Raw genomic sequence first — 17697 nt, forward strand, 5'->3', positions numbered from 1 at the left:
GTCCCGAAAACCCTCTTTCAACGTGCAGGTATAGTCCAACGAGCGCAAACGTCAGCCTGATCGGCTTGGTTTGCTCATCCGCGTGCTGTGCAGCCCACGCATCGACGACATGTTGATGAATAAACTCGAGACCTCCGTGACCGAGTGTGTAGCATTGCAGTTGCTCATAGGATTGCTGCTCGGAAATCTCATCACGCTTTGGGGTTGCTTCGTCTACCTTTTCCACTTGGACTCACCAGAATGTCAAGCACCCTTGGGACGCTCGTGATACTAATGCTCCCGCCGCCATCCGCCCAACGTCCACGCCCACCGGCGCGCGCCCACGAATACATGCATGGCACGGCGCTGGCGCGCGCGTCCGCGTGGGGCGTGGGGTTAGGCGTCCTTCTCCGCAATGGCCTTCGCCTCGCGTTTCATTTCTGAAACAACATCGTCAACGGACGGCGCGCGGACCGCAATTACCATGGCAATGATCGTCCACACGAGGGATGCAACACCAGATAACACGAAGATTGCCTCCCACGTTGTTGCCTTTAGCCCAAATGCGTCGCGAAAAGTTGCTGTAGCAAATGCTGTGACAATTGCGACAAGAAGTCCCAAGGGGGCAATCCAACCGCGCTTCTGTTCCAGCTTGCGCAGATGGGTCATCAGGACCAGGCGTACCCTGTCTTCGGTGATCACGATCGCGTCTTGCCCCAGATTCATATGAACCTTCGTGTCACGTGCGATTTGGTCAGCGATCGACTTGGTGTCGATAGATACGGGCGCAGCGGCGGGGTTCTCAGCCATTGGCACCCCCTGCCTTCGAGGGCTCGGACTCCGGTAGCAGTCCGAGCGCACCAAGTGCATGCTGCGACATAAATCCGCACTGGTTACAAACCACAACCACGGAGGGCACACTTGGGCCGCCAATGACCAGACCCCCGAGTTCAGTCTGGATCGGCTGGTTGAAGTAGCCGCCCAGCAGAGAGAAGCTTTGATTGCCACAGCGCGGACAAGGCAAACGTGCTTTTCGCTTTTCGAGAGCCTCGATGATCTTTTTCTTTTGGCTCTCGCTAATTTCTGCCATGGCTAACCTCGGATCGTAACCTCGGGTTCTTGACGCCTAACCAATGAGTATACTGACCAGCGATATTGGGTTACCGGGAATCACTGCGATGAAATTTACTCCTTCAATCAACATTTTGTCAACGAACCCTTTTCGAGGTATATCCAATATCGCTGGTCTGTATAGCACAAATATACCTGCATGGACCGGCCGGATCACAACCCATCGGCTGGACTCCGAACGCCCTTGCCACCCCGGTTCAAGACGTGCGTGTAAATCATTGTCGTGCTCACATCGTTGTGTCCCAATAATTCTTGGACCGTTCTGATATCGTACCCGTTTTCCAATAAATGCGTGGCAAAGGAATGGCGTAAGGTGTGACAGCCCGCTGGCTTGAAAACACCCGCTTTTAGCCGCGCTTCTTTGAACGCGCGTTGCAAAACCGACTCATGCAAATGATGCCGGCGTTTTTCCCCAGTCACAGAATCGGTGTAATGACTGGTCGCCGGAAATACCCATTGCCAGCCCCATTCTCTACCCGCATTTGGATATTTTCGGTCGAGAGCATTCGGTAAGGAAACCCGGCCCAGCCCCCGTTCTAGATCCGCTTCATGCTGCGCGCGGGCTTCTCGAAGATGCTGAGCCAACGAATCTCGGACCGCGCTGGGCAGCATGGTATAGCGATCTTTGTTTCCTTTTCCTGATCGAACGACGATCTCGTTGCGAGAGAAGTCGATATCTTTGACCCGCAGTCGACAGCATTCCATCAGTCGCAAACCACCACCGTACAGAAGAATCGCCATCAAACGTGGAACGCCGTTCATCCGATCGATCACGTTCTTGACTTTGTCTTTCGTGAGCACCACCGGGAGCCGTTTTGGTCTTTTCGCCCGGACGACGCCCTCGATGTAGCCGATCTTTTTGCCCAGCACGTCTTTATAAAGAAATAAAAGTGCGTTGAAGGCTTGGTTCTGGGTCGAGGCGCTGACGTGGAGATCGGTTGCAAGAGCGGAAAGAAACCGACCGATTTCCGCCTCGCCCATTTCCGCTGGATGACGCTTATTATTAAAAAAAATAAAACGCTTGATCCAGTGAACGTACGCCTTTTCCGTCATGTAACTGTAATGCCGGGTACGAATCGCCTGGCGGACCTGGTCGAGCAGCCTCGGTTTCGGAGATGTTGGAGGCGGCTGGACGCGGGTTTGCTTCTGTATCCCGCCCTCGATCACGGCGAGTGTGCGGTTCATCGATTTTGACACATGAACGGTTCCCATAGCCTTGCTCCCCTCTTTAAGAGTTGGAACCATTGGAACTTCCGGAACAGTTGGAGCTTCAGTTATTCGATCGTCCCCTGCAAAAACCACCTTCTTCTTACCCGGTCGTAATAAAGCCACAAAAGATCGCCGCGGCGGGTTTCGGCGAAGTAGTAGTCGCGCCGGATCTCGCGGTTCCACCAGCCGCCGGAAAAGATGTACGGCCCGACGAGTCTGTCGACGCTGCCGTGCCTCGGCCCGAGGACGAGCCAGCCGTCCTCGTGGGTGCTGCGGGGGGCGCAGTCCAGGGGGATCGGTTTGGAGAAAATGCGGCGGATCAAAAAGTTCTCGTTCGAGCAGTTCAAGCCGTTCGATCGCTGCGCTCCGTTCAAACCGTCTTCGTTCGAGTCATCCAAATCGTTAGAGCCGTTATCGGGGGAAGCGCTCGAAACGTTTACTCTGGGGAGGGAGATGCGGTCGAGTGATTCCCAGGCGAAGCGGGCTTCGGGAAGATGTCCGTCTGCGAGCCTGGCGCGCACGACGGCCCCTTCCCCGAACTCCGCGCGCAGGCGCGCCAGCGCCCGGTTGGCGGCCTCGAGGTCGCGCGCCGGCCTTTCGGCGAACAGCCGGAGCTGCTCGCGCGTCGCCGGGCATTCCTCGGCGCTGAGCGCGACCTCCGTAACGCCCCCCGCGAGCTGCAACGACTCCAGCCGAAGGCGCACCAGATCGAGGATCTGCGCCTCGTCCAGCGTCGGCGCCGCGGGGCGCAACCGCTCCTCGATCCTTCCGCCCCGATCGATCAAAAGCGAGAGCCTCAAGGCCAGCAGCGCCCGGCCGCGCGCCGCCACAGCCGCGAGCACGGGGCGGAGGAGCTGCTTGACCAGGAAGAGCAGGCGCGCGGAGTCGCTTTCCGGGCCGTCCAGGATGTGCCGCTCTCCGGCGGGCTCCTCGGGTCTGGCCGGGTCGAGCGGCGCCCAGAGATCGCCCGAGGCCATCCGGTGGAGGCGGTAGGCCGCCGCTCCGAAGCGCTCGTAGAGGCCGACTGCCGGCAGCTCGAGCAGCTCCCCGACGGTGGTGACGCCGAGCTTGAAGAGCGCGTCGCGAAACTCGGGCTCGATCTCCAGGCGCGCGAGCGGCACACTCTCCGCGGCCCGTTTTTCCTCTGCCGGATCGCGAAAGACCGTGATCCCCTGTCTCGTCCTGGCCGCGGCATAGGTGCCGAAGCGGCTGAAGCCTACCGCCACGGCGGCGCTGAACTTCTGCGCCGCGACGTCCGAACGAATCGCGGCTGCCCACTGCTTCGGCGAGGCGTAGAGGCGGCCGAGCCCGTCGCCGTCGAGCCAGAAAACCCCGGCCTCTTCCGCCGAGGGCTCGACGCGTGGAGAAAACCGCATCAATCGACCGCACAGCGTCTCGACCGCCGCCTCGACCTCGCGCGATGAGACCGCGCCGGCGCGCAACCCGGCCGCCAGAGCGAGCGCGGCGGAAAAGCTGAGCCCGGGAAGCACGCCCGCCCGGCGGGCTCTTTCGTTGACGCAGAGGACCGGCGCCTGCGGCCTGTTCTCGGCGACCACGGCGGCGGGATGGGAAGCCCACTCCGGGTGGCGCCTCAGCAGGATCTGCAGCGGGAACGCCGCGAGATTAGCGCAGGCCAGCCGGCCCATGGCAAACCTCCGTGTGACTCCACGTCGGCCCGCGCCGCTTGTCCTTGAGCACGCGCAACGCGCACGTGAAGCGGCGGGCCTCCGCCCGGTTGCGCTCCGCCTGGACGCGCAGCGAAACCAGCGAGCTCAGGGAAAAACGCCGCCGCTCCTTGGCCGTCAGGCAGACCAGGGCGGTATGGTGGTGGTGGGCCAAGCCGCACAGCCGGCTCTGAAGCGGCATGGGAACGTCGGCCTCGCCGAGGTCGAGCACGACGAGGCCGAAGCCGCCGGAGCGCAACAGCTTCTCCCCGGCGCGAGCGATCTGCTCGGGCCGGCCCACGCGCACGACGGCGAGCGCACCGAGATCGACCCCCCGCTCCGCCGCGTCGGGCGGATAGAACGAGCTTTCCTCGAGCGTGACCCAGCCCACCGCCTCGCCGCGCTGCTGCGCCTGGAGGACCAGGCCGAAGGCGGCCGTCAGCGCGGCCGACGCCCCGGCGCCCGAGATCTCGACGAAGCGACCGGATAAGGCAGAATGAGACCATGGTGAAATTTCGACGGCCTGTGAATCAAATTTTCGGGCCGGAGCAAGAAGCATACGAAACGTTCAAGGTTCAAAAGTTCAATGGTTCAAGGTAAAAAACGAGAAAGCTACAGATCCACCCCATCTTTGTATTTCGAACCTCTCATTCCGCTGCGCTTCAGATATTGGATCAGATTGCCGATCATGCCCGACAGCCGTTTGAATGAACTGAGCAACTTCTCCGCGTCGCTTTCCGAAATATAGCCCTGGTCGAGAGCGACGCAGAGCTGGGAACGTACTTCTCCGCAGGACCCTTTGGCGACGTAAAGAAACTGCATGAACTCCTGATTGCCGCCTCGTTCGAAACCTTCGGCGATGTTCGACATGATTGAAACCACCGCACTCCGAATCTGGCTGCGGAGACTGAAATCTCGCCGAAACTTCGGAGGCGCCGTCAGACGATAAATTTCCTGAACCAGACGGCGCGCCTCTCTCCAGATCTCCAGATCCTCGAAGTGTTCTACGCGCATGGGCGTCCCTTGCGTTGAGAATTTTATTTGTCGAAATTTTCTAAACCTTGAACTTTTGAACCATTGAACCCTTGAACTCTTAAAATTTCCTCACCAGTCCCACCACCTTTCCCAGGATGCGGAACTCGCCGCGGGAGACGGTGATCGGCTCGTACCTGTCGTTCTCCGCCCGGAGGATGACCTTTCCCTCCTCCTTGTAGAACCGCTTCAGGGTCGCCTCTCCTTCGATCAACGCGCAGACGATGTCGCCGCTCTCCGCCGCCGACTGCTGCTTGACGATCACGCGGTCGCCTTCGAGAATCCCGGCGCCGATCATGCTGTCTCCCTTGACCGTCAGGGCGAAGAGCTTCCCCGAGCCCATGTCGTCGGGGATCCTCAGGATCCCCTCGACGTTTTCCTCGCTGAGCAGGGGCTTTCCGGCAGCGATCTTGCCGACGATCGGGATCTCGCGGAGCGAGACGGCCGCGGGCCGCCCCGAGGCGTCCATAACCTCGATGGCGCGCTTGCCGACCCGTCGGATGTAGCCCTTCTTCTCCAGGGCCTTGAGGTGGTCGAAGACGCCGTTGGTCGAGGCGATCCGGAACCGGCCGCCGATCTCGGCGATCGACGGGGCATAGCCTTTTTCCCGGATCGACCGCAGGAGAAACTCGTAGATCTCCCTTTGCCGGAGGGTGAGCGCGGGAAGCATGAGACCCGCTATACTGAAAATAATTTCAGGTGTCAAGAGCGTAAAAAATGGTTCAAGCCGTTCAAGCGGTTCAAACCGATTAAAAAAGCGGTCCCCGGACGCTCACCAGAGCGACCGAAGACCCCTGACCGGGAAGAGCAAAAACAGGAAGGCCAGGTTTGTGATTTTCTACCTTGAACTTTTGAACCCTTTGAACCTTTGAACCGCACCGCTTGAACGGAGCGCAGCGGTTGAACGGCTTGAACGGTTTGAACGGGAGCGCAGCGACTATTCGCGCGTTCAGACCCTTTTCCTTTGGTGCGACATGTAGTCGACCAGGAGGTACTCGCCCAGGCGGTCGGGCCGGGTGTAGAAGGCACGGCCCTTGTTGATGCGGGTGAGGTCGTCGACGAAGCCGCGAAGAACCGGGCTGTCGTCGAGCATGAAGGTGTTGATGGTGATGCCCTTGCGGGTGATCCGTTCGGCTTCCTTGAGCGTTTCTTCGGCCGCCCGCTGGCTGATCCCGCCGAAGCTCAGCGGCCACTCGCAGTACAGCCGCCCCTGCCGACAGTACGCCGTCGGCTGGCCGTCGGTGATGACGATCATCTGCTGGTTCGGGCTCGGCCGCCGCTCGAGCAGCTCCGCCGCCAGGTGCAGCCCGTCCTGCAGGTTCGTGAACGGGTCGCCCATGTTCCAGGTGGCCTGCGGCAAATCCTTCGCCTTGAGCTCCACCGCGCGCGTGAAGAAGCCGACGATGCCGAAGTAGTCGCGCGGGTAGAGCGTGCGCACCAGCGCCTCCATCGCCAGCGCCACCTTCTTGGCCGCCGCGAACCGTCCCTCCCAGCTCATCGACCAGCTCATGTCGAGGAGCAGCACCGTCGCCGCGCGGGTGGTGTGCTCGGACTCGTAAACCGAGAAGTCGCCGGGGTCGATCCGCACCGGCACGCCGCCGCCGCGTATCAGCGCGTTCTTGAGCGTCTGGATCATGGCGATCCTGAGCGGGTCTCCCTGCACGTAGGGGCGGGTCTCTTCCGTGATCTGCTCGTGGCTGCCGCGGCGGTTGAGCGAATGGCGCCCGATGCCGTCGCGCCGGAGCTGGCGGTAGATGTCGCGCAGCGCGAGCTGGCCCACGCGCCGCACCGCACGCGGCGTGAGCTCGAAGCGCTCGCCCTGCTCCACCACGTAGCCGCCCTCCTCGAGCAGGGACTGCATCCGCATGATCCCCTCGAAGTCCTGCTTCGGATCGCCGCCGAGGAGCTTTTCGAGGAGCTCCCTGTCGACGTCCTTGAGCTGCATGCTGGAGAGCTGCCCTTCGAGCCGGCGCAGCTCCTCCATGCGCTCCATGATCTCCATCGACTTCTGGAAGTCCGCCGGCGTCTGGCCGCGGAACAGGCTACCCTCGCGCCGGAGCCAGTTCTCCAGCTTGCGGATCTTGTCGAGGTCCTGGAGCAGTTTCCGGAACTCTTCCTCGGCGCGGGAGCTCTCGAACTCGTAGGCGGCGAGCTTCTCGACCGCTTCGCTCACCTTGCGCGGCAGGTCCTCGAGAAACTCCCGCTTGGCGCGGGTCTCCCGCCCCGCCTGATCCATCTCGTCCAGGGCGCGCCGCTCCTCCTCCACCACCGACTCCAGCCGCTCCTCCAGCTCGTCCATCGCGGACTGCAGCCGGTACTGGTCGTAGAGCTTGCGCATCTCCCGGGCGATCTGGGAGAGCAGGTCGTCGAGTCCCTTGGTCTGCTTCTCGCCGCGCTTCAGCCCCTTCTGCATCAGCCGCCGCATCGCCTGCTGCAGGTCGCCGCTGTCGTTCATGTAGTCGTTGAGCTGGTCGAAGACGGTTTCGGCGTCGAGTCCCTCGCGTCCGGAACCGTTCCAGCGGCTGTACCGAAAGTGCACCACGGCTTACCCGTTTCGGCGGCGCTATTTCCCGTAGGTCGCGCGGCCGCCCTCGATTTCCTTGTTCAGCTTCTGGTGGAGATGGAGCCCCTCCAGGACGAACTCCGTGGCCGACGCCATGAGCGCCGGCGACTCCTGGATCCCGAGCGTGCGGATCGCCTCCTTGAGGCCCGGGATCTCCTTGATCCCTTCCAGATAGTCCTGCGACGGCATCTGGTCCGAAACCTCCACCCCCCAGCCCGAATTGAAGTAGTCTACCACTTTTTGCAGCGAATTGAGAGTGAAATGCTGGTCGAAGACCTTGAGGATCGCCCGGTTGAGGAGCTTCTCGATCAGCTCGTCCTCCTTCTTGTCCTCGCCCACGTACTCCAGCTCGATCTTGCCGCTGGTCGAGGCGAGCACCGAGTGGAGGTCGCTGATGCGCGGGACGATCTCCCCCTCGTTGCACCGCAGCGCCCGCTTCTCGGCGTTGCTCACCAGCGTCTCGTAATTGTTGATGGTCACGCGCACGCTCACGCCCGAGGACTGGTTGATCTCGGTCGATTTGCGGGCTTCGAACGTGAGCTGCCCGAGGATCTGCTTCATGAACTCCGGCACCTCGACCTTGCGGCTGCGCCGGTCGATCGGGACCGCCTCCTGCTCCATGATACGCAGCTCGTCCTCGATGCTCTTCGGATAGTGCGTCCGGATCTGGACGTCGAAGCGGTCCTTCAGCGGCGTGATGATGCGCCCGCGGCTGGTGTAGTCCTCCGGGTTGGCGCTCGCCACGATGACCACGTCCAGGGGAAGGCGGATCTTGTACCCCTTGATCTGGACGTCCTTCTCCTCCATGAGGTTGAAGAGGCCCACCTGCACTTTCTCGGTGAGGTCGGGCAGCTCGTTGATCGCGAAGATCCCGCGGTTGGTGCGCGGCACCAACCCGTAGTGGATCGTCTCCTCGTCGGCCAGGTAGCGGCCTTCGGCGACCTTGATCGGATCGATCTCGCCCACCAGGTCGGCGATCGAGACGTCCGGCGTCGCCAGCTTTTCCGCGTAGCGCGCGTCGCGGTCGATCCAGTCGATCGGCAGGTCGTCGCCCATTTCCTGGGCCTTGCGGCGGCAGACGCGGCAGATCGGGCGGTAGGGGTTGTCGTTGATCTCGCAACCCTGGACGATCGGAATCCGTTCGTCGAGCAGGCTCACCAGCCCGCGGATGATGCGGGACTTGCCCTGACCCCGTTCTCCCAGGAACACCATGTGGTGGCCCGACAGGATGGCGTTTTCGATCTCCGGGATGACCGTTTCGTCGTACCCGACGATGCCGGGCAGGATCCGCTTGCCGCTCTGCAGCGCCTGCACCAGATTCTTGCGCATCTCTTCGCGAACCGGCAGCACGGCGATGCCGGCCTTCTTGAGCTCTCCCAGGGTCTTTGCCTCGTTCACGTCGATCCGCCTCCTTGGTCGGTGTTCGCGCCGTCAGATGTCCGGGTCGTTCCCGTCTCTTCTAGGGTAGCAGATTTTCAAAGAAAGAGCGCAGTCGGTCATAGCTGTCGGCCAGGTGCTGTGGCATCACGCGGGTGTCGCTGAGGACCGGCATGAAATTGGTGTCGCCCTCCCACCGCGGCACGATGTGCCAGTGGAGGTGGTCCTCCACCCCGGCCCCGGCGCACTTGCCGAGGTTCATGCCGATGTTGATACCGCCCGGCTTCAGCGCCCGCCGGATGATGTCGACCGAGCGCCGGAGCGTCTCGTTCAGGTCGACGTATTCCTCGTTGGAAAGGCTCGAAAGGTCCTTCTCGTGCCGCTTCGGGGCCACCAGAAGATGGCCGTTGTTATACGGGTACTTGTTGAGCATCACCCCCGTGTGCGGCGTCTGCGCCAGAACCAGGGCCTCGCGCCAGTCGCTCTGGCGGAAATTGTCGCAGAAGATGCAGCCCGATTCGTCCGCGCCCCGATCGATGTAGACCATCCTCCAGGGCGCCCAGAGCTGCTTCACTCGGAGGCTCCCGTCTGGGGCATCTTGCCGTCCACCCGAAAGCGCAGCTCCTTGCCCACCTTGAAGAACGGAACGCGTTTGGCCGCCACGGAAACCAGCGCGCCGCTCTTGGGGTTGCGCCCCTGGCGCGCGCGACGATGCTTCACGACGAAACTGCCGAAACCGCGGATCTCGATCCGTTCGCCCTGGGCGAGCGCCTCGGTCATGGAGTCGAAGATCGCGTTCAAGATCACTTCCGAGTCTCTGCGCGAAAGATGAGGAAACCGCTTGTTGACCTCGTCGATCAGATCCCTTTTCGTCATAGACCCCCCTCACGACACGAAAAACATTTTTACCCTAAAAACGGCTCCTTCCCAACGGGCTACTGCAGCAGCGCCGGCGACCACTCGTAGCGCAACCAGCCCAGCTCGCCGCGGCCCAGACGCCTGCCCGTCAGCAACATGAACAGCCGCTCCCACCACCGCTCCTGTTCGGGTTGCGAATAGTAGATCGCCGGCTCCTCCTCGAGGCCGCCGCGCCGCGCGGCGAGGTCGATCGCGTACTCGAGATTGCCCAGGTGATCGACGAGCCCGAGCTGCTTCGCCTGCGCCCCCGAGTAGACCCGGCCGTCGGCGAGCTTGCGCACCTCCCCCTCCTCCATCCCCCGGCCCTTGGCGACGGCGGCGACGAACTGGCCGTGCACGTTGTCGATCAGCCCCTGGAGGATCGTCCGACCCTCCGGGGAAAGCGGCTGGAAGGGCGAGCCGATGTCCTTGTTCGGCCCGCTCTTGATGCTGTAGCCCTTGATCCCGATCTTCTTCATCAGCTCCTCGACGTTGCTCAGCTGCATGATCACGCCGATCGAGCCGGTGAGCGTGCCCGCGTTGGCGACGATCTGATCGCAGGCGCTCGCGATGTAGTAACCGCCCGAGGTCGCCATGCCTCCCATCGAAGCGACGACCGGCTTCTTCTTCCTGGCCTTTTGCAGCTCGTCGAAGATTTCCTGCGTCGGCCCGACCGCTCCGCCCGGAGAGTCGATGCGGACCACGATCGCCTTGATCCACGGCGCGTCGCGGAAGCGCTTGAGCTCCGCGACCACCTCGCGCGAGTCCTCGATCGCTCCCGCGATCTCGACGATCGCGACGCCGTCGCCGGAAAAAAGCGAGAGCGCCTTGGGATCCCCGCCGGTCAGGTAGGCGTAGAAGAAGGACGCCGAGAAGAAGACCAGAACGAGGACGAAAAGCGCGCCCAAACCCTTCAGAATCGGATGTCTTCCGCCCATGGTACCGCCCGCCGGTCGGAGCGCGCGCCTACTTGGGCTTGCGCCCCGACTGGTTTTCCTCGTCGCGGTCGAGGCGCAGCTCCTCGTTCAGGAGCGACTCGAACGAGAACATGCTCCCTTGCTTTTCCCGCTTGAGGTAGCTCTCCATCTCCTGGCGCTCCTCGGTCTTGCGCAGGGCACGGATGCTGAGGCCGATTTTTCTTTCGTTGGGGTCGACGTGGATGACCTCGGCCGCCACCTCGTCGCCCACCTTGAAAAGCGCCGAAGGCTTCTCGACGCGCTCGGTGCTGAGCTGCGAGACGTGGATCATCCCCTCGACCCCCTCTTCCAGCTCCACGAAAACGCCGAAATCCGGAACGCTGGTGACGCGGCCCTTGACCTTGGTGCCGACGGGATACTTCTCCGCGATCAGCTTCCACGGGTCCGTGGTGAGCTGCTTGATACCGAGCGACATCCTCTCGTTCTCGACGTTGATCCCCAGGACCTTGGCCTCCACGATGTCGCCCTTCTTGTAAAGCTCCGAGGGGTGCTTGATCTTCTTGGTCCAGTGAAGGTCGGAAACGTGGACCAGTCCGTCGATGCCCTCCTCGACGCCGACGAAGATGCCGAAGTCGGTGATGTTGCGGACGGGGCCCTTGACGATCGAGCCGACGGGATACTTCTGGCGCGCCTCTTCCCACGGATTGGGCATCACCTGCTTGAGGCCGAGCGAGATGCGGCGGTGCGCCGGATCGACGTTGAGGATCACCACTTCGACCTGCTGGCCCGGCTGGAGGATTTTCGAAGGGTGGGAGACCTTGCGCGTCCAGGACATCTCGGAGACGTGGATCAGCCCCTCGATCCCGCTTTCCAGCTCGACGAAGGCGCCGTAGTCCATCAGGCTGATCACCTTCCCCCTGACGCGCGAGCCCACAGGGTAGCGTTCCGCGACGGTGTGCCAGGGATCGGGAGTGAGCTGCTTGATGCCGAGCGAGATGCGCTCCTTTTCGCGGTCGAACTTCAGCACCACGACCCTGACGGTCTGGCCGACCTGGAGCACCTCGGAGGGATGGCTGATGCGCCCCCAGGACATGTCGCTGATGTGCAGGATACCGTCGATGCCGCCCAGGTCGACGAAGGCGCCGTAGCTGGTGATGTTCTTGACCGTCCCCTCCAGGATCACGCCCTCTTCGAGAACTTTGAGGATCTCCTGCTTGAGCGCTTCCCGCTCCTTTTCCAGGAGAACCCGGCGGGAAAGGACGACGTTGCCGCGCGGGCGGTTGAATTTCAGCACCGCGAACCGGTCCCGCAGGCCGATGAACTTGTCGAGGTTTCGCGCCGGCCGAATGTCCACATGGGAGCCGGGTAGAAAGCCCGGCACCCCGACGTCGACCTTGAAGCCGCCCTTGACCTTGCCGACGATCACTCCTTCGATGCCCCCGCCCTCGTGGTAGGCCTTCTCGATCTCCTCCCACACTTTCATGTTCTGCGCGCGCAGGCGCGACAGGACGATCCCGCCCCCTTCGGCCTCCGAGGAATCGAAGAAGACGTCGACCTGATCCCCGACCTTTACCTGAAGGTTTCCCTGGCGGTCCTGGAACTCGTGAATCGGGATCTGCCCCTCGGACTTGTAGCCGACGTCGATCAGGACGTGCGTGGCGGTGATCCCCACCACCGTGCCCTTGACGACGCCCCCGGGCTTGACCGCGCGCAGGCTCTCCTCGAAGAGGGCTTGAAAATCATTCGCGCCGCCGGCCGCGGCGCTCTTCTTCTCCAGTTCGTTTTCACTCATGGACCACGACTCCGATCCTTATTAATTTTCGGACAACTTCGCTCGAACGATCCGCATGACGCGCTCGGCCACCTCGGCGGCGCTCAGCGTCGAGGAATCGATCGCCACCGCGTCTTGCGCCCGGCGCAGCGGCGCGAGATCGCGCTCGCTGTCGCGCCGGTCCCGCTCCTCGATCTCCCGCACGGTGCTCTCGAAATCGACGTCGCGACCCGCGGCGCGCAGCTCCAAAAAGCGCCGCCGCGCCCGCTCGCCGACCGAAGCATCCAGGTAGATCTTCACCTCCGCCTCGGGAAAGACCACGGTGCCGATGTCTCTCCCTTCCGCCACCAAACCGCCGCGAGCGCCGATCGCCCGTTGCAGCTCCAGCATCTTGTCCCGCACGACCTTCAGCGCCGACGCTTTCGAGGCCATCTGGCTCACCTCGGGATCTCTGATGGCGTCGGTGACATCGACCCCGTCCAGATAGACCCGCGGGCTCCCGTCGCAGTCCACGAGATCGATACTGGTCCGATTCACCAGATCCTGCAACCGCTCCAAGCTCCTCAAATCTATTCCTTCCTTCAGCACTTTCAAGGCGATCGCCCGGTACATAGCGCCGGTGTCCAGATAAGTAAATCCTAGCTCTTTGGCCACCCGCTTCGCCAGGGTGCTCTTGCCCGCGCCCGAGGGACCGTCGATGGCGATGATGAACCGCCTCGGCTGCGGATCTCCCGGCGCCATGCTACTGCGACCGCAAGCCGTCGAGCAACTCGAAGAAGCCCGGAAACGAGATCGCCACGCAGCCCGCGTCGTCGATCTCCGCTCCGCCGTCGCACACGAGCCCGGCGACCGCCAGCGCCATCGCGACCCGGTGATCCCCGAAGCTCCGCACGGCCGCTCCCCTGAGCCGCCCTCGGCCTTGAATTACCATACCGTCGTCCCGCTCCTCCACCTCGACCCCCAGCCGGCGAAGCCCTTCGGTCATCGCCGCGATCCGGTCCGATTCCTTGTAACGAAGCTCCTTCACTCCGCGCATGGCCGTCGTGCCCCGGGCCGCCGCCGCCGCCACCGCCAGGACCGGGTATTCGTCGATCGTGCGGGCGGAGAACTCCGGGCCGATATCGACGCCTTCAAGGGGACGGTATCGGACCCGCAAATCGGCCACCGCCTCGCCGGTTTCCACGCGCGGCTCGAGGCGCTCGATCGACGCCCCCATCCGCTCGAGGATCTCGATCACCCCGGCCCGCGTGGGGTTTATCCCCACTTCGCGGATCACGATCTCGGAGCCCGGCACGATCGAGGCCGCAACCAGGAAAAACGCCGCCGAGGAGATGTCCCCGGGAACACGCACCTCCCGCCCGCGAAGCCTTTGCCCGCCCCGCACCGAAACCCTGGTTCCCTCGGCGCTCACCTCTCCGCCGAAGCCCCGGATCATGAGCTCGGTGTGGTCGCGGGAGAGCTGCGGCTCCGTGACGGTCGTGACCCCCTCGGCCTGCAGCCCCGCCAGCAAAATCGACGATTTCACCTGCGCGCTCGCCATCGGCATCCGGTAATCGATCGCCTTCAGCGCACCCCCGTGGATCCTGAGCGGCGCAAGCCCGGAGCCGTCCCGGCTTTCGATCCGCGCGCCCATCAGCGCAAGCGGCTCGATGATCCGGCGCATCGGCCGCCGCCGCAGCGAATCGTCGCCGTCGAGGCGGCTTTCGAACGAGCGGCCCGCCAGTACTCCGGAGAGAAGCCTCATCGTCGTCCCCGAGTTGCCGCAGTCGATGGTCGCGGCCGGCGCTTTCAGCCCCTCGAACCCGCGCCCCTCGATCCAGAGCGCGCCCCCCTCGCTCCGGATCGGGACCCCCAGGCTCCGGAACGCTTCCACCGTCCGCCGGTTGTCCTCTCCGCCGGAGAGATTATGCACGCGCGTCGGCCCCTCGGCGATAGCGCCGAAGATCACCGCCCGGTGACCGATCGACTTGTCGCCGGGCACCGTCAGCTCGCCCCGAAGCGGCTCTCTGGCTTCGCCGACCCGTCTCGTCACGGTATCTGAGCCCTGATCTCGTTCGCCCGGGCGAACTCCCTTTCCAGGGCGTCTCCCCGCCCGTCGCGGATCCAACGGTTGATCTCCTGCAGGCGGCCGATGTAATCCGAGAGCGCCTTTCCCACCGCACGACGATTCATCAGACAGATGTCCCGCCACAGCTCCGGGCGGCTCGAAGCGATGCGCGTGAAGTCCTTGAAGCCTCCCGCGCAATAGCTCTTCAGGTCGACGCCGCGGATCCGCGTGCGCCCCAGCGCGCCCACCAGCGCGTAGACGAGCACGTGCGGCAGGTGGCTTACCACCCCGAACACGCGGTCGTGGACCGCCGGGTCCATCGTCTCCACCCGCGCGCCCACGCCGCGCCAGAGCGCGGCCACCTTGCGCAGCGCCGCCGCGTCGGTCCGGCGCGTCGGCGTGAGAATGCAGCGGCGTCCCTCGAAGAGGTCCGCCGTCGCGGCGCGCGCCCCCCACTGCTCGCCGCCTGCGATCGGATGGGCGCCGACGAACGGCAGCTCCCGCGGCAGGAGCCTTTCCATGCCGAGAACGATCTCTTCCTTCACGCTGCCCACGTCCGTGACGACGCAGCCGGGCTTGAGCCACGGGAGAAACTCCTTCGCCAGCGGCACCGTCGCGCGCACCGGCGTTCCCATCATCAGCAGGTCCGTGTCGGCCGGAATGTCCGACGGGCGCACCACGTAGCGGTCGATGATGCCGCGCCGCTGAGCGTAGCGCAGGTTCTTCTCTCCCCGCCCGATGCCCACGACCCCGCCGACCAGTCCTTTTCGGCGTGCCGCCAGAGCGAACGAGCCGCCGATCAAACCCACGCCCACCAGGACCACCCGCCGAAACAACACTGCCACGAAACTTTTCCTTCCCGCCGCGCCCCCTGCGAAGCCCGCGGCCCGCGAATTTTTGACCTCGAACCCGCCGCCCCTCAGGCCGCCCGGATAACGTTCTTCAACGCCGCAATGAAGCGCCGGTTCTCGTCCATCGTCCCGACGGTGACGCGGACGTACTGCGGCAACCCGTAGACGTCCATCGGCCTCACGATGACTCCCTGGGCGAGCAGCCCCCGGTACACGCGCGCGCCGTCGCCGACGCGGATCAGGACGAAGTTCGCCTGGCTCGGGACCTGCTCCAGGCCGAGCGCCTCGATCTCCGCGCGGAGGAACTCCATCCCGGTGCGGTTGACCTCGAGGCTGCGCTGGACGTGCTCCCGGTCTTCGAGCGCGGCGAGGCCGGCCCACTGCGCGGCCGCGTTGACGTTGAAGGGCTGGCGCACGCGGTGCATGAGCCCCACGACCTCCCGCGGCCCGACCCCGTAGCCGAGCCGGAGCCCGGCGAGGCCGTACAGCTTGGAGAAGGTTCTCAGCGTGAACAGCGTCCTGCCGCTCGCCCGGTAATCGAGCGAGTCGGGGTAATCGGGGTCGGTCACGTACTCGAAATAGGCCTCGTCGACGATCACCAGCACTTCGGGCGAGACCCGCTCGAGAAAACGCTCCCACTCGGGGCGCCGGAAGATCGTTCCCGTCGGATTGTTCGGGTTCGCCAGAAAGACGATCCGCGTCCGCGGCGTCACGGCTTCGGCGATCGCCTCGAGGTCGTGGGTGAAATCCCTGAGCGGCACCTCGCGCGAGACGCCGCCGACCGCCTGCACGATGAGCTTGTAGACCACGAACGCCTGGCGCGCCATCACCGCCTCGTCTCCCGGCCGCATGAAGGTCCGCGTCGCCAGCTCGATCAGCTCGTTCGAGCCGTTGCCGAAGATCAGCTCTTCGGGCTCCACCCCGAGCTTTTTCGCGAGCCCCTGCTTCAGGTAGAAGCAGTCGCCGTCGGGATAGAGGTTGAGCTCGCCGAGCCGCTGCCGCAGGACCTCCAGGGCCTTCGGCGACGGCCCGAGCGGGTTTTCGTTCGACGCGAGCTTGACCGAGCCGGTGATTCCCAGCTCCCGCTCGACCTCCTCGATCGGCTTTCCGGGGGCGTAGGGGACCAGCGTGCGGATGTATTCGGGAACCCGTTCGTCGAGCTTCATGTGCCGGCCGGATACGAGCCGAGGATCTTGAGCGTGGTGCAGCCGCGGTCGAGAATCCTGAGCGCCCGCTTCACGCGCGGCTCGTCCTTGTGTCCTTTGAAATCGATGAAAAACCGGTACTCCCAGGGCTTGTCCTTCATCGGACGCGACTCGATCTTGGTCAGGTTGATCCGGTTCCGCGCCAGCGGCTCGAGCATCCGGTGCAGAATTCCCGGCTCGTCCTTGACCGAGAACACCAGCGAGGTCTTGTCGTCTCCCGTCGGCCGCGGCTCGATCTTCCCGATCACCACGAAGCGCGTGATGTTGTTGCTTCGGTCCTCGATGTTGGCCGCCACGATCTCGAGGCCGTAAACGTCCCGCGCCAGGGCGCTGCAGACCGCGCCCAGCGAGCCGTCCTCCTTCGCCATCAGAGCCGCCTGCGCCGTGCTCGCGACCTCTTCCAGCTTCGCCCGCGGAAAGCGGCGCGCCAGCCAGCCGCGGCACTGCGCGAGGGCCTGCGGGTGGGACGCTATGCGCCGGATGCGATCCGCCCTGCCCGTGCGCGACAGCAGGCAATGATGGATGACGACGAAGAGCTCCGCGCAGATGTTCACGTCCGCCTCGACGAGCTGATCGAGCGTCTGCCCCACCACGCCTTCGGTCGAGTTCTCGATCGGGACGACCCCGAACGACGCCCGCTCCTGCACGACCTCCTGGAAGACCGCGTCGATGCTCGGCGCCGCCACCAGCGCCGCCGAGGTGCCGAAACGCTCCCTCGCGGCCGCGTGGCTGTAGGTCGCCTCCGGCCCGAGATACGCCACCCGCAGCGGCGCCTCGAGGGCCCGTGAAGCCGAGATCACTTCCCTGTAAATGGAGCGCAGGGCCTCGTCGGGAAGCGGTCCCCGGTTCAGCAGCCCGAGCCTGCGGAAGATCTCCTTCTCGCGCGCCGGAGCGTAAATCTCTTGGTGATTGAGGCTTTTAGTGCGGCCGATTTTCCGTGCGAGAGACGCCCGGACGTTCAAAAGCGAAACGAGCTTTTCATCAATCTGATCGATCTTTTTTCGCAGAGCATCGACCGACTCATTCCGACTCAATGACAACCTCGCCAGGGCGC

The 17697-nt window shown here is 63.9% G+C and carries 19 protein-coding genes; all 19 read right to left on the minus strand.

Annotation, left to right across the window (positions count from 1 at the left end; translation table 11 throughout):
- Positions 1–226: DUF5946 family protein (locus VNN77_18380; protein HXG53369.1), on the minus strand; the 226-nt coding region annotated here is incomplete at its 3' end.
- Positions 227–375: 149 nt separating this feature from the next.
- Entirely contained in the window at positions 376–789 is a 414-nt protein-coding gene (locus tag VNN77_18385; GenBank protein ID HXG53370.1) for a hypothetical protein, read from the minus strand.
- The gene (locus VNN77_18390) at positions 782–1069 is read right to left on the minus strand and encodes a hypothetical protein (protein HXG53371.1); all 288 of its coding nucleotides are present in this window, start codon (positions 1067–1069) and stop codon (positions 782–784) included. Before VNN77_18390 ends, VNN77_18385 begins: the two co-directional genes overlap by 8 nt.
- 194 nt (positions 1070–1263) lie before the next feature.
- A complete protein-coding gene (locus VNN77_18395; GenBank protein ID HXG53372.1) occupies positions 1264–2442 on the minus strand; it encodes an integron integrase in 1179 nt (392 codons plus the stop codon).
- Positions 2385–3965: a DNA polymerase Y family protein gene (locus VNN77_18400; GenBank protein ID HXG53373.1), complete on the minus strand. Its 1581-nt coding sequence runs from the start codon at positions 3963–3965 to the stop codon at positions 2385–2387. Before VNN77_18400 ends, VNN77_18395 begins: the two co-directional genes overlap by 58 nt.
- Positions 3943–4542: a recombinase A gene (locus tag VNN77_18405; protein HXG53374.1), complete on the minus strand. Its 600-nt coding sequence runs from the start codon at positions 4540–4542 to the stop codon at positions 3943–3945. Before VNN77_18405 ends, VNN77_18400 begins: the two co-directional genes overlap by 23 nt.
- Positions 4543–4595: 53 nt before the next feature.
- The gene (locus tag VNN77_18410; protein ID HXG53375.1) at positions 4596–4997 is read right to left on the minus strand and encodes a four helix bundle protein; all 402 of its coding nucleotides are present in this window, start codon (positions 4995–4997) and stop codon (positions 4596–4598) included.
- Between the two features lie 79 nt (positions 4998–5076).
- Complete coding sequence (gene lexA / locus VNN77_18415) at positions 5077–5685, minus strand: transcriptional repressor LexA (protein ID HXG53376.1); 609 nt, start codon at positions 5683–5685, stop codon at positions 5077–5079.
- A gap of 279 nt (positions 5686–5964) precedes the next feature.
- Positions 5965–7557 (minus strand): VWA domain-containing protein, encoded by a 1593-nt coding sequence (locus VNN77_18420; protein HXG53377.1) that lies wholly within the window; start codon positions 7555–7557, stop codon positions 5965–5967.
- 21 nt (positions 7558–7578) lie between these two features.
- Positions 7579–8976, minus strand: a complete 1398-nt coding sequence (locus VNN77_18425; GenBank protein ID HXG53378.1) for a magnesium chelatase — start codon at positions 8974–8976, stop codon at positions 7579–7581.
- A gap of 61 nt (positions 8977–9037) precedes the next feature.
- Entirely contained in the window at positions 9038–9529 is a 492-nt protein-coding gene (locus VNN77_18430; GenBank protein HXG53379.1) for an HIT domain-containing protein, read from the minus strand.
- A complete protein-coding gene (locus VNN77_18435) occupies positions 9526–9831 on the minus strand; it encodes an integration host factor subunit beta (protein HXG53380.1) in 306 nt (101 codons plus the stop codon). The genes VNN77_18430 and VNN77_18435 overlap by 4 nt, the downstream gene beginning before the upstream one ends.
- Positions 9832–9890: 59 nt before the next feature.
- Positions 9891–10790 (minus strand): signal peptide peptidase SppA, encoded by a 900-nt coding sequence (gene sppA, locus VNN77_18440; protein ID HXG53381.1) that lies wholly within the window; start codon positions 10788–10790, stop codon positions 9891–9893.
- A gap of 28 nt (positions 10791–10818) precedes the next feature.
- On the minus strand, positions 10819–12561 hold the full coding sequence (locus tag VNN77_18445; protein ID HXG53382.1) for a 30S ribosomal protein S1: 1743 nt from the start codon (positions 12559–12561) through the stop codon (positions 10819–10821).
- A gap of 21 nt (positions 12562–12582) precedes the next feature.
- Positions 12583–13281, minus strand: a complete 699-nt coding sequence (gene cmk, locus VNN77_18450; GenBank protein ID HXG53383.1) for a (d)CMP kinase — start codon at positions 13279–13281, stop codon at positions 12583–12585.
- A 1-nt stretch (position 13282) separates the two neighbouring features.
- Positions 13283–14572, minus strand: a complete 1290-nt coding sequence (aroA, locus tag VNN77_18455) for a 3-phosphoshikimate 1-carboxyvinyltransferase (protein HXG53384.1) — start codon at positions 14570–14572, stop codon at positions 13283–13285.
- Entirely contained in the window at positions 14569–15432 is an 864-nt protein-coding gene (locus tag VNN77_18460; GenBank protein HXG53385.1) for a prephenate dehydrogenase/arogenate dehydrogenase family protein, read from the minus strand. The genes aroA and VNN77_18460 overlap by 4 nt, the downstream gene beginning before the upstream one ends.
- Before the next feature lie 74 nt (positions 15433–15506).
- The gene (hisC, locus tag VNN77_18465) at positions 15507–16604 is read right to left on the minus strand and encodes a histidinol-phosphate transaminase (GenBank protein ID HXG53386.1); all 1098 of its coding nucleotides are present in this window, start codon (positions 16602–16604) and stop codon (positions 15507–15509) included.
- A complete protein-coding gene (pheA, locus tag VNN77_18470; protein HXG53387.1) occupies positions 16601–17677 on the minus strand; it encodes a prephenate dehydratase in 1077 nt (358 codons plus the stop codon). Before pheA ends, hisC begins: the two co-directional genes overlap by 4 nt.
- Positions 17678–17697: the final 20 nt, after the last annotated feature.

It is taken from the genome of Candidatus Zixiibacteriota bacterium (assembly GCA_035574315.1).
GTDB lineage: Bacteria > Desulfobacterota > Binatia > UBA9968 > UBA9968 > DATLYW01.